Origin of the sequence: Bartonella callosciuri, assembly GCF_014203215.1 — a bacterium.
GTDB classification, from domain to species: Bacteria; Pseudomonadota; Alphaproteobacteria; order Rhizobiales; family Rhizobiaceae; genus Bartonella; species Bartonella callosciuri.
Window position 1 is genome coordinate 18,748 of sequence record NZ_JACHIM010000004.1, and the last position, 17,317, is coordinate 36,064.

Sequence of the window (17,317 nt, forward strand, 5' to 3'; positions counted from 1 at the left end):
CCCTTAAACCAAGGAGTTTCCCGTCTTTTAAGAGGAAAGATTTCAGCTCTTTTATAAAATATACCTTAACGCACAAAAAGTTAATTTGTCCTCTCTAAAATTTTCGTCCCTAAATAGTGTCATAAATTGCGGCTATTTACATACAGAACTTCATTGAACAAAGGCTAAAAAATATCTATGAAAGCTGGCAATATCCATTACAATTGTGAAAATGATCTACCAAAGCAAATTGCTCTTTTCCCTCTAGAAGGAGCACTTTTACTGCCAGGTGGTTTTTTATCGCTCAACATTTTTGAACCAGAAGCACTTGAAATGGTTGAAAATGTTATGGTATCCAATCGTTTATTAGGCATCATTCAACCACTTTCATCAGAGACAGACCAATTCTGCACACAACTTTACAAAATAGGCTGTATAGGGCGTATTACAAACTACAATGAAACAGGAAATGGTAAGCTTTTCATTATATTACAAGGCGTCTGCCGTTTCACCTTAGAACAGGAACTTGTGAATACAAAACCCTACCGAACCGCTCTCATCCAATCAAACATAAAAGACTTACAAGAACCCGACATTGCAGAAAACATTAATCGAGAAAACCTACTCAACATTGTTGAAAAGTATCTCACTATACATGAAATGGAATATAATTGGAGCAGTATCATACAAGCACCTACCCCTCTACTGGTTAATGCTTTTTCAGCCCTTATCCCCTTCACACCGGCAGAAAAACAAGCACTGTTAGAAGCTCCAGATATTGGAAGCCGCGCTCAAACCCTTCTTGCTTTAACTGAACGTTCACTCATGAAACAAACAGGGGCAAATTATCATTTAAACTAAATGAATGTTAAAATATGAAAAAAATGACCACTGATCCTAAAATGCTCGAATTGCTCGTCTGCCCAATCACAGGAGGAACACTCTCTTTGAACCGAAAGACCCAAGAATTAATCTCACTCAAAGCAAAACTTGCCTATCCTATTCGTGATGGCGTTCCTATTATGCTGGCCTCCGAAGCCCGTCCTTTGCAGAACCATGAAAAAACAGTCCATAAAAAATAAGAAATCTTCATTCAATCTTTTCTGTCGCGTATTATTATCAATCACTTTTCCATCAATATGATCTCTTTTGTTGAATCAATTTTTTAATATTTTTTTGTTTCAGAAAAGACGCTCCGTAACAAGTCGGCACCATTATTCTATTTACGCACACATAATGTTGCACCTACTCTGAGATGGTTCATTAGAAGCACATTTATTCTTTCTCAAGCTATTTTAATTCGGAAGACAACATATAACCCCATTCTTTATACAAAAGAACATACAAAAATAAATAAAATCAAATTGTTATAATTTACAGTGTAACAAGTAATGATGACATTGATACGCATATAGAGTTAATTTATAGAGAGAAAATGATATAAAATCGACAACAAAACAAGAAAGATTATCAATAGCTTTTTTTCCTATATCGTCCCTAAAATAGCGTAATATTTTTGAAAATGATAAACTAAAAAGAGATCTAAAAAAATATCTCATAGACAATGAGAGCACATCCCTCCCACCTATTTAAAATCAAATTGAAAGAAAAACTTTAGGCTCCCATACTCTCCTTAAACACATACTCCAAACGATGATTTTAAAGAGACGGTACTTCTGTTAATGCCAGAAATTACACCGGAGGGTGAGAGACAAATTATAGACGGAAAAAATTAAAAGCCTAATCGAAAACTTCCAGAGCAAATCAATAAAACCACACATTAAAAATCTGAAACGTCTTCCTTTTAAAACCAAAATCCAGCATTCATAACTTTCATAAACTAAAAAGACCTCTATGCTTAGACCTACCTCTTTTTTCACTGCTTGATATTTTCGAATTTGTTAAAAACGCATTTTATGTGCTTCTAAAAATATCTTGCTTTGCAAGATTTTTTTGGAGGTAAAAGTGCAATGATCCGTTTGCTTCAAAAATCATTTTTTAATCAGAAAAAATGGAGAGAAATTGACCAAAGTCCCATCAAAACAGGAAGACACGTTCTAACGGTTGCACTTCAATTTAAGAAAGACCAACAAGCAAACTTGTCTTAGTTATGGTTGACGATTTAAGGAAATCGCCCTACGAATGAGCCTGTAATTTGGTCGTATACGCAGCGATCAATAGAGACTGGAAGCTCTAAAACCGAGTATGAAAATGAACCCGCTTGACGGATGTCTCGAAATTTCCGGGGGTTTTGTTATGTCCAAGTGCTATAAGCATTAAAAACAAGAGGCTGACTCGGTTTCAGCCCTTCAAGACCCCGGAATAGCAATGTGAAGGCGCTTGCTACTGGCTGGGGAACCTTTCAGAGTGCAAGTCAAAAATCCATATTTTAATGTATTTCTATGGGCAAAAAAATTCACTTTAAAAGAAACAACATAGGGCTTTCTCAAAAAACAATTAGGCAATTACTTAGGTGTAACGTTTCAAAAAATTCAAAAGTATGAGAAAGGATTGAATCACGGGAGCACAGGATGCTTGCAGGAAATTACCGATAGACTAAATGTTCCTATTTCCTTATTTTACACCGATATCTCAACAAAAGAAGAGATTCTAAACCGTCATGGTGACAGAATATTGAGCAAAGCAGAATATCTGCTTTTTAAAAATTTCAGAGTGCTTAAACCCGAAAAACAGAGAGCAATCTTACAACTAATTTCTGATTAAAATGAAAACACCCTCTTATTGTTATGAATTGCGTGAACGTTTTTTAATTGCGTGAACGTTTTTTAAATGAATTCCTTTATAATATGGAAAAGGCTTATTCAGAAGGCGAATCCCAAAGAAAAAAGCGGAACTGATACTGAAAAAACAGCGGTGTAACCTTCATAAAAACGTATATAATATTATATTGATATAATTTATTGTCTTGTCGATTACATGAGATCCTCGAATACAGGAAGATCCTCTCATTTCAAATCTGTTCATGATAAATCAAACATAAAACTTTTCTTATACGTTAAACGTGGGCTCGGTGTGAAGATAAAAATCATTTGAAAGAACTAAAATGCCCTCTTGTGAGGAGTCTCAAGACAAGAGCTAAGAGCTGCAGCAACATTAGAAGCTGGCAAATACAACGATGGCGCAGGCTTATCCCTACATAAAAAAATACCTATCATTATGAAACACAAAATTTTTCAAACGCAATGCATAATGCAGTCATTGCAAAGTTTAAACATTTCAAAGGACACAAATTAATATAAGATAAACAATTCACTTCATCAACCTATTGGGTATTTTCATACAGCTTAGCATAAATAGGCAAGATTTTTTTAGCTCTCAAAGATCCAGAAGGACGATACATTCGAAATAAGCCAATTTATGTGCTATGAGTTATAATTAACGTGCACAAATTGAACCTGTGTACAAAAATTAAACCTATAAAAAATCTATAATATACTTAAATATTCCTTGACCCATGCGCCTTCTCCTGAGTATAGCCCGGGAAAGAAAAATGGAGAGGGAGAGGGATAGGAGTATGAGAAAATGAGTTTTAAAGTTGCAATTGTCGGCGCAACTGGAAACGTTGGTCGTGAAATGCTCACAATTTTAGAAGAGCGTGGTTTCCCTGTTCATGTAGTGGTTCCTTTGGCATCACGACGCTCATTAGGGCAAAATGTTTCTTATGGTGACAAAACATTAAAAGTAAAAGCACTTGATACTTATGATTTTTCTGATACTGATCTTTGCCTAATGTCTGCAGGAGGAAGGATTTCCAAAGAATATGCCCCTAAAATCGCTGCGGCCGGTTGTGTGGTGATCGACAATTCATCCACTTGGCGTTATAATGCCAATGTTCCGTTGATTGTGCCTGAAGTGAATCCGGACGCCATTGATGAATTTTCCAAGCAAAATATTATAGCAAACCCTAATTGTTCAACAATCCAACTTGTCTTAGCGTTAAAACCTCTCCATGATGCAGCAATCATTAAACGTGTTGTTATATCCACTTATCAGTCGGTTTCTGGAGCTGGTAAAGAAGGGATGGATGAACTCTTTGAACAATCGCGGGCGGTTTTTGTTGCAGATCCAATCACATCAAAAAAATTTACCAAACGCATTGCCTTTAATGTCATTCCCCACATTGATGTTTTCATGGAAGATGGTTATACGAAAGAAGAATGGAAAATGACGGTTGAGACGAAGAAAATTCTTGACCCTAAAATCAAATTAACAGCCACAGCCGTTCGTGTTCCTGTCTTTATTGGTCATGCTGAAGCCATTCATGTTGAATTTGAAAAACCAATAACCGCTCACGAAGCGCAGACACTTCTACGCGATGCGCCTGGCTGCCAGGTTATCGATAAACACGAGGATGGCGGCTATATAACGCCCTATGAAAGCACTGGTGAGGATGCTACCTTTATTAGCCGTGTTCGTGAAGATATCACTGTTGAAAATGGCTTAGCTTTCTGGATTGTCGCGGACAATTTAAGAAAGGGAGCAGCATTGAATGCCGTTCAAATTGCTGAATTACTCATTTCTCGTAATTTAATAACTCCTAAATCAGCAAACTAAAAAAGGCAGTATAAAGCAAGAAATGCTTTATGCTGCCGTACTTTCCCATTTTCCTAAGAACAACGCGCTTGCTTTACTTTTATGGAGCAGGATATGTCACAATACGATAACGTGTTTCATTACGTTCAAAATTTCTGAAATTAACGTCTTCAGAAAAGAAAGGATTATAAGCAGTTACATGCTTTACAGAGACGCCACGCGCTTTTTGTGATGGATTAAAAATTGTTCGCTCGCCCCTTCCTTTTACACCTGTAGAATCAATAAGCAAGTCTGTTCTATACATTTTCTGGACGTTTTTCCGTGTCTTTTGTGGCACCTTAAGATTTTTAAAACGAGAAACAACATGTTTTGCTTTTTCCTTGGGTGCTTTTATCACAGAATTTTGCTTCACGCGCGTATCTGCAAAAAAGATCGTAGGAACATGGTTGGCATTTAAATAACGCGCCGACGCCCAACCAACTCTTCCATTATAACGAAGTGAACACCAAGATTTATTGGAGAGACAGCCATTAATTTGTACTTTTTCTCCAGTTGGAACGGTTGCAATAACTGTGTAAGCTTTCGCTGGACCGGTGCGTAAAACCGCCCGACCCGATGCAACGTGAGCAACCGTCCCAACAGCCGCATAAGAAGCAGTTATTCCCAGTCCTACACCAGCCAAAGTTAACAAAGTCATTGTGGTTGATAAAAAATTCCTTTTAAACATTATTTTTTCCTCTCCAGGGTCTGAAATGGCAAAATATTCGTCTTTGCAAAAATCTGCCGCATTTAAGCCATGCAGTGATCAATTCTTTGTTGCCTTCAAAGATCCACTACATCTCGAGAAAAATTCTCTTTTATTTTCTACCGTCCTATGCGCACGGCCTATTGTTTTGATTGCGCAATATTCTCTCTATGAATTTACAACTTTCAAAAACATAATCGGATCACTTTGCCATTCAGCCAAGCGTCACATAAAGAAGTTTTGAAATTGCCATTAGTTCCCAAAACCAATGATTGCGATAAAAGAATTTATTGCCTAAACTTTGGAGAAGTACTGCTCACTCATTATATTTTCTGCAAAGAATGCTTACAGTATTAGAAAAAAATAAGATTATTTTTTAAAATAAAAATGATTGAATATTCTATGAAGCTTCTATACTCTCAACCTCCCTAAACCAGTACAGAGTATATTGAATTTTCTCTCAAAAAATCTTTTGGAAAAGAAAAAGAAAGACAAAAGCATATGACATTAAAGAAATTATCTCGAAGTACCACTATCAGTTTCCTCTTTTCTCTTTTGGCACTTTTATTCTCCATTGCCTTTTCTATGGCATCAGACAAATCAACAATCAAACTCGGCGTTATGGAAGGATACGAAGCAACCATTTGGAAAATTGCAGCTGAACAAGCTAAAAAAGCTGGTTTAGATATTGAACTTGTTTATTTTTCTGATTACACTCTGCCTAACGATGCTGTTCATGCAGGAGAGATTGATGCGAACGCTTTTCAGCACGCACCTTATCTTAATAATCAAATCGAACAACGTGGTTACGAACTTTCAATTGTAGGATCTACGTTTATTACTCCAATTGGTGTCTATTCTCACAAAATCAAAGAATTAAAAGAACTGCGCGATGGAGCACATGTTGGCATTCCTAACGATCCATCAAATGGAGGAAGAGCCTTGCTTCTCCTCAATTCTCTTGGCCTCATTAAATTAAAAGATCCTCATGATATTCTCGCATCTCCACTTGATATTCTTGAAAACCCTAAAAATTTGCAAATTCGTGAATTAGATGCTGGTATGTTAGGGCGAGCAGTCGATGATTTTGATATCGCAATTATAAACACGAATTGGGCTTTGGTCTCTGGATTAAACTTACAGCAAGATGTAGTCGCATGGGAAAAGGCTGAAAATAATCCTTATAATAATATCATCGTCGTACGTACTGCCGAAAAAGATGAGCCGTGGATCAAAAAATTAGTGGCGGCTTACAATAGTGAACCTGTCCGTGCAAAAATCAAAGAAATTTTCGGGCAAACAGCCCAAACATCTTGGTAATTGTGCCCCCAAATTTTGGTAATTGTGAATGGAAAAACCCGCTCTTATCTCTTTAAAAAACATCAGCCGTTGCTTTAACAAAACGGCTGATATTCCCGCAGTTGATAATTTATCTCTCAATATCTATGCAGGTGAAATTCTTGGCATTATCGGACGCAGTGGAGCAGGAAAATCAACACTTATTCGCTGTTTAAATGGATTAGAACAAATTGATGCAGGGTCCATTTTTTTTGAAGGCGTGGATATTTCCAATTTATCAGAGACAGAATGGGCACCTTATCGTCAACGTATTGGCATGATCTTTCAACATTTTAACCTTTTATCATCAAAAAATATTCTTGAGAACATTGCATTACCACTTAAATTAATTGGTATAAATAAAACACAACGCCACAAACGTGCCCTTGAACTCATTGAATTAGTCGGATTATGTGGTAAAGAATACTGTTATCCAGCAGAACTGTCAGGAGGGCAAAAACAACGTGTTGGTATTGCACGTTCTCTAGCAGCTAATCCGAAAATATTGTTATCAGATGAAGCAACCTCTGCCCTTGATCCTGAAACAACACAATCTATTCTAGAACTTCTCGCCGATATTAATCACCGCCTCAATCTCACGATTGTGCTTATTACCCATGAAATGGAAGTTGTGCGTACCATTGCGCATCGCGTTGTTGTCCTCAATAAAGGGCGCATTGTCGAAGAAGGATTTGTAAAAGATATCTTCACTTCACCACAAAATGATACAACCATCGCCATGCTCAAGCTTGTCACTCCACAACTTCCTGAGAAATTTGCAAAAAATCTTCAGCCCACAGGTAAAGAAGCTGTTATTGAAATCAATATTGCAGGTGAAATTGCCCAACAACCTTTTCTCAATCTTTTAGAAGATGAAATTGGTTTAAGAGCACGTATTCTCCATGGGGGCATTGATACAGTGCAAGGTGAAACCATCGGGCGGCTATTTTTAGGTCTCCCAAATCAAGATAAAGAAGTTTTAGAAAAAGCCGTTCGATGGTTAAAGGAAAAAGGGCGATATTGCGAGGTTTTAGGGTATGTTTAATATTCTCTCTCATGAACTTCCCAACGCCGTTTTTGATACAATATTGATGACGATAAGTGCTTCTTTGATGGCTCTTATTATAGGGCTTCCTCTTGGTCTTCTGCTCTACACAACTACACGTGGAGGGATCTTTGCCTCATGTCTTATCAATCGCCTTTTGAGCATTATTATTGATAGTCTCCGTGCCATTCCCTTTATTATTCTTGCGTTTTATCTTCTTCCTATTACGCGTATGGTTGTCGGAAGGGGGGTGGGAATGCCTTCTGTGATCTTCGTACTCACCATTTCAGCTATTCCTTTTTATGCACGAATGGCAGAACTCTCTTTTAAAACAGTTGAGAACGGCCTCATTGAAGCTATTCGTTCCATGGGAGCAAATCGTCTTCAAATTATCATGCATGTTCTGATCCCTGAAGCGCTCCCTAGCCTGATGACCGGTTTTACAGTCATGGTTATTTCTCTTATGGGAACCACTTCGCTTGCTGGATATCTCGGCGGGGGGGGGTTAGGCGACATGGCAATCCGCTATGGCTATCAGCGTTATAACACCTCTATCATGACAAGTGTTATCATTCTTTTGATCATTCTTAATGTTATAACCCAATGGTCTTCTGATAAAATTGTGCAAAAACTTGATAAAACAAAGCGTTAAAGCAATTTAGAAAATTTAGAAATTTGTGTATTTCTCGCCAACCATAGCAACAATAAGCCACTGAGCAGTGAGAGCTGGCTTTTTAAACTGTTCAATTTCCACCGTGACACCATAATGGAACACAACCCGACCAGAAAGACGAACCTCAGCATCACTTAAAACAAAACGAGCACGCACTCGTGCACCTGTTTTTACGGGGCTCATAAAGCGTATTTTATCAAAACCATAATTAATCCCCATTGTTGCACCTTCTAACTCTGGAAGTGCCTCATAGGCTAGCGTAGACAAAAGCGATAATGTTAAAAAACCATGAGCAATAGTACCACCAAAAGGGGTTTTTTTAGCCCTTTCCTCATCGACATGTATCCACTGATGATCATCTGTTGCGCCTGCAAATTGATTAATCATATCCTGGGTAACAAGACGCCATTGAGATAATCCTATTTCTTTCCCAATAAAATTGGTTACATCTTGTACTGCTATTTTTTGCCGCATAACGCTATTCCTGTTTTATTTGATAAAAGTACTCGATCCCTCTTGCTTTTATAAAACCCATTGATTAGAGCATCAAGAATAAAAGATTAACTCTCTTAAAAGCAAATGCACTTTATGAATAAGAAAGCAGCTTTTAGTAAAGTAATTTTCAAATGGGAAAAAATAATGGCAAGTAATGTGAGCCTAACAGGTTTAGCGCGTGATTTAAAGCAGCACGCAGAAAACCATCCCCCCATCCGGATTGGATTGATTGGCTGCGGTGAAATGGGGACAGATTTGCTCTCCAGTGTTGCGCATATGGATGGTATAACAATCTCAGCCATTGCTACCCGAACACCGTCACGTATTTTTGATGCTGCTCTATTAGCTTATGGTGAAGATGGACATGTACGTGAAGTTGAAAATACTCATGCCCTAACCCAAACAATTGAAAAAGGTTTGATTGCAGCCACAGACGATATTGACCTTGTTTTACGTCATGAACAAATTGACATTATTGTTGATGCAACAGGCTATCCTGAAGCTGGAGCAGAAATTGGTTTTAAAACACTTGAAAACAACAAACATCTTGTCATGATGAATGTTGAGGCAGATGTTACAATTGGCACCTATCTGAAACATGAAGCAGAAAAACGTGGTCTAGTTTATACACTTGGTGCCGGTGATGAACCAACTTCTTGCATGGAGCTCATTGAATTTGTTTCAGCTCTTGGGCACAAGATTGTTGCTGCTGGTAAAGGAAAAAACAATCCACTTTTCTTTGATGCCACGCCTGATGCTTACGAAGAAGAAGCATGCCGACGTAACATGAATGTTCGCATGTTAGTGGAATTTATTGACGGTTCAAAAACGATGGTTGAAATGGCAGCAATTGCCAATGCAACCGGGCTTCTCCCTGATCGTCCAGGAATGCATGGGCCACAAGCAGCACTTCAGGATTTAAGCAAAGTATTTATCCCCCAAAAGGACGGTGGTATTTTAAAGCAATGTGGTGTTGTGGATTACTCAACAGGTCAAGGTGTTTCCCCAGGTGTTTTTGTCATTGCAGAAATAGCCCACCCACGTCTACGCGAACGGATGGAAGATTTAAAAATTGGCCAAGGACCTTATTTCACCTTTCATCGCCCTTATCATTTAACTGCCATGGAAGTTCCACTCACTTGTGCACGGGTTATGCTTTATGGCAAAAAAGATATGGCCCCTCTTAACCAACCCGTTGCGGAAGTCTGTGCTGTTGCTAAGAAAGATTTACATCCTGGAGATCAGTTAGATTTCATTGGTCTTTATAGCTATCGTGCTTGGATAATGAGCAGTACAGAAGCACGCACGCACCAAGCCATTCCTTGTGGTCTTTTGGAAAAAGCAACAGTGACAGCTAAAATTAAAAAGAATGAACTGATTACAATGCATAATACTGCTATTCGTGAAGATCAGTGGATTGCACGTCTTCGCACCAAACAAGACCTCTTGCTTAATTGCTCTCTTCCTCCTGCTAATGCATGAACATGATCTTATTGTTTTTTAAGTCAAAGTATTGATTTATAAAGATCATCCATCATTTTACAACTTATATGAGAGCTCCCAATACAGTGAGATTTGCTTATTTTATTTCCTCTTAGATGAATCAATAAAAACCATTCATTCGCACTTCACAAATGGGATTAGCGTGTAGGAAAAACGTTTTAAAAGAAGAAAATAGATCTCTTATAAAACCATCTCAATGCAAAAAGAGGAGCAACATTGGAAGCTGGTAAATATAACGATAATAATGACTTGTTATTCCAAAATAACCATAGACTATAAAAAAGAACTCAAGCTCTCCCACTTTGAAAAGGAAATTTATCAATTAAAGGATTTTGAGCTTTCATTAATGTTTATCGAAAGAACATCCCATAGCGTCTTCAATAATCGCCCACCCCAATGTAGCATAAACCATTCCCAATATTGACCTTGCAAAAATATCAAAAAATGCACCGATAAAACAAGCAAATCTTCTATGAGCTTAAAAACAATAATGCCATAGTAGACAATAGAGTGCCAGGTATATTCCCCGTACTCAAAGAAGAAAACAATGAGATAATCCCGATACTGCCGTAGATTATTGTAAATAAAGACATTTATTTAGTTTTTCCAAAATTTAATTCATCTTTCCCCCCGGCATCACAGATAATAGCTATATCGAGTGTCCCTATAACTGTTTTTCAATCGCCTCTCTCTCGAATTTGAACGTTTACAAAACGCATATCATTTTCTCCATTTTATAAAAAAATAAATAATTTAAAAAAATAAAAACACACGATTTTTAAATATTTTAAACATAGCTTTCTTTGCACCTCTTTTTCTTTACTGAAAAATTCAAAGTATATTTACAGTTATAAAAACTAAAAATTATAAAATATAAAATAATTTATTATAAAAAATATAAAACCCATATTTGTTTATAAAAACACTAAAATAACATCCTATAGTGTCTTCAATAATTGCCCACCACAATGCAACATAAACCACTCCAACTATTAATTTTTCAAAAATATCAAAAAACGCACCTATAAAACAGGTGAAACTTCTATGAGCTTAAAACAATAATGCTATAATAGACAATACAGCACCAGGTATATTCCCTGTACTTAAAGAAGCCAACAATGCGACAATACCGAAACCGGACCAAAATGCTGAAAATAAAGATATTTGTTCAGTTTTTCCAAAAGCAAATCCATCTTGCACGTCAGTATCACGGATAACAGCCATATCCGTTGGCGCCATAATTGTATTTTTTTCAAATGTTTCAACAATCCCCTTCTCTTGAAATTGAACATTTACAACACTCGACTGACTTTCTACAGTTTGTAAAAAAAAGATAATAAATAATTTAAAAACAAATAAAAATACACGATTTTTAAATATTTTAAACATAGCTTTCTTTGCACCTCTTTTTCTTTACTGAAAAATTCAAAGTATATTCACATTTATAAAAACAAAAAATTATATTTAAGCAATATAATACATTATGTGTCATATGTAAAGACACAAAAAAATATAATTTAAATTTAAAAAAATAAAATAATTTATCATAGATAATATAAAAATTATATTTTTTATAAAATTAATAAAATAACATCATGTATTATCTTCAATAATCACCAACCATAATGCAGCATAAAATATTCAAAATATTGATCAAAATAAATTTTTGCTTACATCTATACGATAGCATCATCGCTCAGAAATTTAAGAGGATTCATTTTAAACATAGAAAAAAACAAGACATCATTAAAAATTTTTAAAAACACAATATTTGACTCTTTCATAAATACAATAATATTTTGAAATACTTTGATTATAAAGATAATTTATATTTTTGTCTGTTGAAGTAAGCGTCTTGAATATTGTAAGTTTCTCTCATTTCTAATTACTTCATTATGAGTTATAATCAAACCATTCCTCTGTACATAACAAACGGGGTTGGTGTGTAGATAAAATCGTTTTAGAAAAGACTAAAAATGTCTCTTATAAACCATCTCAATGCAAGAGCTGTCGACAAATATTAGAAGTTAGAAAATAAAATTATGGCGCCAATTTGTTATTAAAAAGAGTATGTTTCTGATGATAACGTAAGAAAAATTATTATACTAAAAAGGCAGGACACTCTGCTTGCATTTCTTCATGGCTTTCTTCATATTTTCACCAGTTTTGATAAGTGTAAACACTCGCTAAAATGAAAAATCTCCCTCACTCTTAAATAAAGCGTATCATTCTTTGCACAATCAATCTATCAACTTATCATTATCATCCGAATAACCGGACCATACAATAACGGAAAGGATCTATACTCTTATCACCCATCTTACATTGTATCATGTACTCAGCTGTGTTTTCTCTTCATCGCGTTATAAGCTCATTAAGCACTCCTCAATTACGCAGCTTTATCCGGTGTTAGTTCTACATATACATATGCATTTTGCTTTATGAAAACTAAAATCCATTAATACACTTTCAAAAGTAAAATTTGTCAACGAACATTCCTATCCTTTTGTCCCATTTATCCCGTCGTCTTAAATTAAGAGTGCAAAAATTTGGACTGAAATCAAACTCTATGATCGCTAGAACCTATGCAGAAATACTTTAGTTATCCTCCCTCCATAGCAGAAAGAGGAATGTTCACAGTTTTATCTAAACCTGAGTTTTCAATAGACGGATGAAAAATATATTTTTCATCTCATGATGTGGAGTATTTGATATCCCTAAATGCTCACTTATCAAAAATAGAGGCACTCATTAAAGAATCTTATAAAATATACCGCCTCTTCGAATGTTGAGAGACTCATTTTGTATCAAAAATTGAGGTACTTTTTCTCAATGAGATTTCTATCATTTTTTAACAAATCTCTTACTTCCATTACACATATCTTGGTATGAAATCTCTCCTATTTGCGTTTTTCTCATAGATAGATTAGATTGTAGAAAACCACTTTTGATCACTTTGTCTCTATTAGCTTCTCTTTTGGACAATAAATTTATGGCATCCGACGACACGCCTTTTCTCGCTCTTTTACCCTTGGGTGCACATGAATATCACGGAAAGCACCTTCCCTTTGAAACCGACTGGATTATCGCTGAAGCTTTTGCAAAAGCACTTGTTTTAAAAACAAAAGAGCAATTCCCTATCGCACTTTTACCGGTAGAAAAGATTGGCTATTCTGGTGAACACATGGATGTTCTTGGTACAAAAACACTCACCTTTTCTGACGCTATTAAACGATGGATAAATATCGGTGAGAGCTGCTATCGTAAAGGTATTAAGCGTTTTCTTCTTCTCAACGCTCACGGAGGCAATTCACCTTTAATGAGCATCGTTATTACAGAATTACGACAGCGACTTTCAATGCTTGCGGTTGCGACAAGCTGGAGCCGTTTTGGCCTACCGCAAAGTTTAATGGAGCCATCTCAACAACATCTTGATATCCATGGAGGATTTATCGAAACCTCCTTAATGCTTTATTTAGCACCAGAAAAAGTGCATATGGAAAAGGCAGAAAATTTTCATAATAAGCAAGCTGATATGATTGCCAATTATCGGTATTTACGCGCTTATGGTCCCCATGCTTTTGGATGGAAAATGCGTGATCTCAATACACAGGGAGCAGCAGGCAATGCAAGCAAAGCAACATCAAAAGCAGGAGAAGCAATTTTTTCTCATGTTCTTTGTGGGCTTCGTGATTTACTTTATGATATCAATCGATTTGAAATAGACACATTACGATAAAAGGCACCCTCCATGGAAAAGACACAAAATACGCCCCATAAACTTCCCGTTACCGTTCTTACGGGCTATCTTGGCTCAGGAAAAACCACTCTTCTCAATCGCATTCTCAGCGAGAATCATGGCAAACGTTATGCAGTTATTGTCAATGAATTTGGTGAAATTGGCATAGATAATGACCTTATCGTTGAATCGGACGAAGAAATTTATGAAATGAATAATGGTTGTGTTTGCTGCACTGTACGTGGTGACCTTATTCGCATTCTGGAAAGCCTGATGCAACGTTCTCACCGATTTGATGCCATCATTATCGAAACAACAGGACTTGCTGATCCTATTCCCGTTGCACAAACTTTTTTCATGGATGATACTGTACATCAAAAAACCGCTCTTGACAGTGTTATCGCAGTTGTTGATGCAAAACATTTATCCTCTCAACTTAAAAAGAGCCGTGAAGTTGAAGATCAAATTGCCTTCTCTGATATCATTCTTTTAAATAAGATTGACCTTGTCAATGCACAAGAACGTGCTCATGCGCAATCGCTTATTCTTGCGATTAATCCCCGAGCCGTACTTTATGCAACAGAGCGCACCAATATCTCTCTTGATAAACTCCTTGATCTTGGTTCCTTTGATCTCCAACGTGTTTTAGATAATACACCCCATTTTCTTGATCACCACCATTCAGACCATGTATGTGGTCCCGATTGCAATCATGATCATCAACATCACCACGCATCCCCCATTCATGACATTACAGTCACTTCTGTAAGTTTAAAAACAGGAGCTCTTCAACCAGAAAAGTTTTTTCCATGGATCCAACAAATTACGCAGCAACAAGGTCCTGATATTTTGCGTTTAAAGGGGATTATTGCATTTCAAGGAGACAATGATAGATATGTCATTCAAGGTATACACATGATTCTTGAGGGACAGCATCAACGTCCATGGCGTGAAGATGAAGAGCGTGAAAGCCGAATTGTTTTTATTGGCCGCAACCTTGATGCTGAAAAGCTTAAAACTGGTTTTGAAAACTGCGCGCATAAGTGAGTGATAATGCCAAGCATTACCAAGTATGATCTCCAAAGCTACTGTCTTTCCTGCGGTTTTATGGACAATAAACCAACCTTCGTTTCTGTAGAAGGTTTTATTGTTTTTTTAAATCCAATCCCCAAAACCATTGAAGTTCACCAAGGAATAATTTCAAGCCACTTTTCTCATGATAACAGCGCAATCATCACTGGGGGAGAAGATGGAAAAGCCTGTCAAACAACAGCAAATGGTCTTACACAAGTGCTAGAACAACAAAAACGCAAATGGATAAGTAGCGTTGCTTTCGGACCAGAGAAAGTTTTTGCTTTTGCCTCTTCACGTTTAACATTGGCAAATGTCGGAAAAGGACTTCAAGAGCTTATTCATGAACGCAGTGTGGAAGGCCTTGCTTTCGCTCCAAAGGGTTTACGACTAGCCGTTGCCCATTACAATGGTGTTACCCTTCATTGGTTATCAACACAGACAGCTCCAACCACACTGAAATGGAAAGGAGCACATTTTGGTGTCACCTTCTCACCAGACAACCGCTTTGTCATTTCCACTATGCAAGAGAATGCCCTCCATGGCTGGCGTCTTACTGATAATCAACATTTATGCATGAGTGGCTATCCGAACAAAGTTAAAAGCTGGTCTTGGAGCGCAAAAGGAAAATGGCTAGCAACATCAGGCGCATCAGCAGCAATCATTTGGCCCTTTCATACAAAAGATGGTCCCATGGGTAAAACACCATTGGAACTCGGCACACGAGCAAATGCGTTTGTCAGCACCGTTGCATGCCATCCAAGCGAAGAAATTATAGCAATAGGCTTCAATGATGGAATGATTTTATGTGCACATTTTCGCGCTGAAAAAGAAGTCCTTCTAAAAGATTGTGGAAAAAGCGCCATTTCAGCGCTAAACTGGGATCAAACCGGACATAACCTAGCCTTCGGCAGCGAAAATGGTGAATGTGGTGTTATTGATATTACTCTTTAAGAAAAACACCAACAATAGCAACCATTTCAGATAAAAACAGCTGCATACTCCTTCAAAGACGATTAACATCACCCCTCCCCTATTTCCTCTCTAAAAAAAACGAACGCTTCACACAAGAAAATACTTTTGAAATATCTAAACTGTTTACCTTTTCATGTCTGTAGTTTGACAGAAGGTTTTGTATTAAGTAAAAAGAGGTAGAATTAGGGAGGAACAGGTGGTAATTCATCGTTTTTATGACTATTTTTTACCATTAAATGCGTTGTTTATAAAATTAGATTTTAACATCTAAAATTGCAAAACAGAGTGAAAAATTTTAAAAATCAGAATTTGGCGATAAAAATGAGAAAAGGCTTTGAAGATTTTTAAAAAGTCTGTGATAGCCCAAAAAACCGCCTTTGAAAGACCTTTAAAAAAATTAAACTAAAAGTTCAAAGAGCCTTAAAAACAGCTCCAAATGACCAAAAAAACAAAAAAGATATACACCATATGGTGCATTTCTATTTTTATAAGGTATAATCTTTTAAAAACAATGCGTTAACAAAGTTTTTTTAATGTAAAAAGAGACGCACCTTCATCTTTTATTTTAAAGGGGTATTAAGTCGTATCTTGTTTAGTTTTTAGAGCATGCTCTTTCAGTCTCACTTTGAATACAGTTTTAGAAGAGGCAAAGTAAGCGCGACTTCCTCCATATCGTTGATGTTTTGAACAAGCTCTTGCAACTCTCGATAAAGCTCTACCGCTAATTCCACAATATTTTCATGGAGGATTTTTATATTTGCATCGCGACAAATTGTGTAAGCTACGCGACCGAGCTTTTTCATCAATCCAGCAGAAATGGTGGGAGCCTTAAAACCTGCTGCTTTCGCCTTTGTCATGTCTGTAAACATCCCACCTTCACCCCTAACGTGCCAATGAGGATTAATATTATAGGCTGTATAATAAGCGTTAATTACTAAGGATGGCGGCTCATATGCCTCGATTTCGTAATTACCAAGGGTACCTCGTTGTAAATTAAAGCGTTGCGCAAAAACGCCCCGTTCTTCATTTCCAAGCATCCGTCTTATTTCACGTAACTGTTTTGCCAGTTCGGTTTTTGGTTCTACTTCCGGACGTGCCCCCCAAAATCACCTCAATACAAAATACAGCGTTGCTGTTTTGCCTCCGCAAGAGTAAAAACATCTGGTCCCTAATCAGACAATAAGGTAGCCTCCATCCCTA

14 protein-coding genes are annotated in these 17,317 nt (G+C 36.8%); 10 read left to right on the plus strand and 4 right to left on the minus strand.

Going from position 1 to position 17,317, the window contains the following annotated elements; translation table 11 throughout:
- Positions 1–177: 177 nt before the first annotated feature.
- The 3 genes from HNQ69_RS04710 to HNQ69_RS04720 all read left to right on the plus strand — a co-directional run bounded on the left by HNQ69_RS04710 (position 178) and on the right by HNQ69_RS04720 (position 4,554).
- A complete protein-coding gene (locus HNQ69_RS04710; protein ID WP_183228922.1) occupies positions 178–840 on the plus strand; it encodes an LON peptidase substrate-binding domain-containing protein in 663 nt (220 codons plus the stop codon).
- Positions 841–854: 14 nt separating this feature from the next.
- Positions 855–1,061 carry a Trm112 family protein gene (locus HNQ69_RS04715; protein WP_183228923.1) on the plus strand — a complete coding sequence of 69 codons (207 nt, stop codon included), beginning with the start codon at positions 855–857 and terminating at the stop codon, positions 1,059–1,061.
- A gap of 2,461 nt (positions 1,062–3,522) precedes the next feature.
- Positions 3,523–4,554, plus strand: coding sequence for an aspartate-semialdehyde dehydrogenase (locus HNQ69_RS04720; protein ID WP_183228924.1), 1,032 nt, complete (start codon positions 3,523–3,525; stop codon positions 4,552–4,554).
- Between the two features lie 79 nt (positions 4,555–4,633).
- Here the strand turns inward: HNQ69_RS04720 and HNQ69_RS04725 are convergent, their stop codons facing one another.
- Complete coding sequence (locus HNQ69_RS04725) at positions 4,634–5,260, minus strand: SH3 domain-containing protein (RefSeq protein ID WP_183228925.1); 627 nt, start codon at positions 5,258–5,260, stop codon at positions 4,634–4,636.
- 519 nt (positions 5,261–5,779) lie between these two features.
- Here HNQ69_RS04725 and HNQ69_RS04730 point away from each other — a divergent pair.
- From HNQ69_RS04730 to HNQ69_RS04740, 3 genes are read left to right on the plus strand one after another with little or no spacing between them, the layout of a single operon-like run.
- Complete coding sequence (locus tag HNQ69_RS04730) at positions 5,780–6,598, plus strand: MetQ/NlpA family ABC transporter substrate-binding protein (protein WP_183228926.1); 819 nt, start codon at positions 5,780–5,782, stop codon at positions 6,596–6,598.
- A gap of 28 nt (positions 6,599–6,626) precedes the next feature.
- Positions 6,627–7,661, plus strand: a complete 1,035-nt coding sequence (locus tag HNQ69_RS04735) for a methionine ABC transporter ATP-binding protein (protein WP_183228927.1) — start codon at positions 6,627–6,629, stop codon at positions 7,659–7,661.
- Positions 7,654–8,313: a methionine ABC transporter permease gene (locus HNQ69_RS04740; protein WP_183228928.1), complete on the plus strand. Its 660-nt coding sequence runs from the start codon at positions 7,654–7,656 to the stop codon at positions 8,311–8,313. The genes HNQ69_RS04735 and HNQ69_RS04740 overlap by 8 nt, the downstream gene beginning before the upstream one ends.
- Before the next feature lie 15 nt (positions 8,314–8,328).
- On the opposite strand, the gene HNQ69_RS04745 is transcribed toward HNQ69_RS04740, so the two are convergent.
- Complete coding sequence (locus HNQ69_RS04745; protein ID WP_183228929.1) at positions 8,329–8,808, minus strand: MaoC family dehydratase; 480 nt, start codon at positions 8,806–8,808, stop codon at positions 8,329–8,331.
- Positions 8,809–8,973: 165 nt separating this feature from the next.
- On the opposite strand from HNQ69_RS04745, the gene HNQ69_RS04750 reads away from it, so the two are divergent.
- On the plus strand, positions 8,974–10,311 hold the full coding sequence (locus HNQ69_RS04750) for an NAD(P)H-dependent oxidoreductase (protein ID WP_183228930.1): 1,338 nt from the start codon (positions 8,974–8,976) through the stop codon (positions 10,309–10,311).
- 1,071 nt (positions 10,312–11,382) lie between these two features.
- Here the strand turns inward: HNQ69_RS04750 and HNQ69_RS04755 are convergent.
- A complete protein-coding gene (locus HNQ69_RS04755; RefSeq protein ID WP_183228931.1) occupies positions 11,383–11,721 on the minus strand; it encodes a hypothetical protein in 339 nt (112 codons plus the stop codon).
- 1,603 nt (positions 11,722–13,324) lie between these two features.
- Between HNQ69_RS04755 and HNQ69_RS04760 the strand changes: the two genes are divergently transcribed.
- From HNQ69_RS04760 to HNQ69_RS04770, 3 genes are read left to right on the plus strand one after another with little or no spacing between them, the layout of a single operon-like run.
- Positions 13,325–14,071 (plus strand): creatininase family protein, encoded by a 747-nt coding sequence (locus tag HNQ69_RS04760; protein WP_183228932.1) that lies wholly within the window; start codon positions 13,325–13,327, stop codon positions 14,069–14,071.
- Between the two features lie 12 nt (positions 14,072–14,083).
- Positions 14,084–15,118, plus strand: a complete 1,035-nt coding sequence (locus tag HNQ69_RS04765) for a CobW family GTP-binding protein (protein WP_183228933.1) — start codon at positions 14,084–14,086, stop codon at positions 15,116–15,118.
- Positions 15,119–15,124: 6 nt separating this feature from the next.
- Positions 15,125–16,096: a WD40 repeat domain-containing protein gene (locus HNQ69_RS04770; RefSeq protein ID WP_183228934.1), complete on the plus strand. Its 972-nt coding sequence runs from the start codon at positions 15,125–15,127 to the stop codon at positions 16,094–16,096.
- A 641-nt stretch (positions 16,097–16,737) separates the two neighbouring features.
- On the opposite strand, the gene HNQ69_RS04775 is transcribed toward HNQ69_RS04770, so the two are convergent.
- Complete coding sequence (locus tag HNQ69_RS04775; RefSeq protein WP_246348511.1) at positions 16,738–17,154, minus strand: transcriptional regulator; 417 nt, start codon at positions 17,152–17,154, stop codon at positions 16,738–16,740.
- Positions 17,155–17,317 lie beyond the last annotated feature (163 nt).